This is a genomic window from Desulfoscipio geothermicus DSM 3669 (genome assembly GCF_900115975.1).
GTDB classification, from domain to species: Bacteria; Bacillota; Desulfotomaculia; order Desulfotomaculales; family Desulfallaceae; genus Desulfoscipio; species Desulfoscipio geothermicus.
Map to the genome: position 1 here is coordinate 1 of NZ_FOYM01000079.1, position 1,430 is coordinate 1,430.

Annotated in this window: 2 protein-coding genes; both read right to left on the reverse strand. The window is 38.3% G+C overall.

Annotated elements, in window-relative coordinates; translation table 11 throughout:
• Positions 1 to 724 (reverse strand): IS91 family transposase (locus tag BM299_RS18760; RefSeq protein ID WP_131820694.1); only part of this gene is annotated, 724 nt, incomplete at its 3' end.
• Positions 717 to 1,430 (reverse strand): tyrosine-type recombinase/integrase (locus BM299_RS18765; RefSeq protein ID WP_092488077.1); only part of this gene is annotated, 714 nt, incomplete at its 5' end. The genes BM299_RS18765 and BM299_RS18760, both read right to left, overlap by 8 nt.

The following is a 1,430-nucleotide window of genomic DNA, read 5'->3' on the forward strand; positions in this document are numbered from 1 at the left end:
AGCCGGCATTTTTAAATGGTGGCTTACAGTAGACAATCCATTCTTTTTGATAAAGCGATGACATAAAAGCATTAAACTTACCATTATCGTGCAAATAAGAAATTGAGCCATAAAATTCAAGCTTAGCCTGTTTAAGATAATATAAAAATTTGCCTCTAAATTTTCTTGATAAAACCTTAACCGGAATAAAAAACTTTTTTCTCGAGTTAACCCACTGTCCGCAAGAGTTAAGTCCGCCACCCGGCACAATGCAGTGAATATGGGGATGGTGCATAAGGTTTTGTCCCCAAGTATGAAGTATTTCTGTAAACCCTATTTGCGCCCCTAAATATTTATTGTCAGCAGCAAGCTCCGATAAGGTTTCGGCAGCGGCCTTAAATAAAATATTGTAAACAACCTTCTGGTTCTGATAAGCCACAGGATTTAATGTGTCAGGAATAGTAAAAACAACATGAAAATAACCGACATTAAGCAAGTCATCTTTCCTTGCATCAATCCAACGTTCCTTATTTAAAGTTTGGCACTTTGGACAATGGCGATTACGGCAGGAGTTATAAGAAATACGGATAAAACCGCATTCATCACACTCATCTATATGACCACCTAAGGCCGAGGTTCTACAATTTTCAATAGCACGTATTACTTTTAACTGATTTGGTAAAAGGCTGTGGTTTTGCTGATATGTTTTTCCATGTTGGGCAAAAATATCTTGTACTTCAACCATTTGAAGAAACCTCTAAATTACAATAAGCGGGCGAGTTGTCAAGAGGGCTTTTTATATTTGCGGTTACATTAGCAAGGTGTAAATAAATAGTTGTGGACCGAATACTGGTATGACCGAGTAATTCCTTAATCTGTAATAGAGTGGCTCCGTCTTCAAGCAAGTGGGTTGCAAATGAATGCCTCAGCGAATGGATTGAAACGTTTTTTGTAATATTGGTTCTTTTTACAGCTTGCCTGAACGCAAACTCTATACCTCTGGAAGTAATATGGGATACATTGTACGTTCCAAGAAAAAGCCAGCCTTCGGGATGTTTCGGGCGGTACATTTTCCAGTATTCACGCAAAACACTAAGGCAAGTTTCCGAGAGCAGGGTATATCGATCTTTGCCCCCTTTACCACAATCTACAAAAACACGCATGTTTTTTGAATCTATATGCTGCATTTTGAGCGACGCCGCTTCACTTACACGTAGACCTGAGCTATATACAATCATCAGCATTGCTTTATGCTTAATGTTTTTGCAGCTCTCAATAATTGAAGACACTTCTTCTCTCGTTAAAACTTCCGGAAATGCTTTGCGCTTTTTCTGGCGTGGAATCTGAAGATAATTAAGAGTACGGTTAAGTGTTACGGCAAAGAGAAAACGTATAGCTGCACTGTAAGTATTAACTGTTCCGGGCGAAACTTTTTTCTCATTAATTAAATA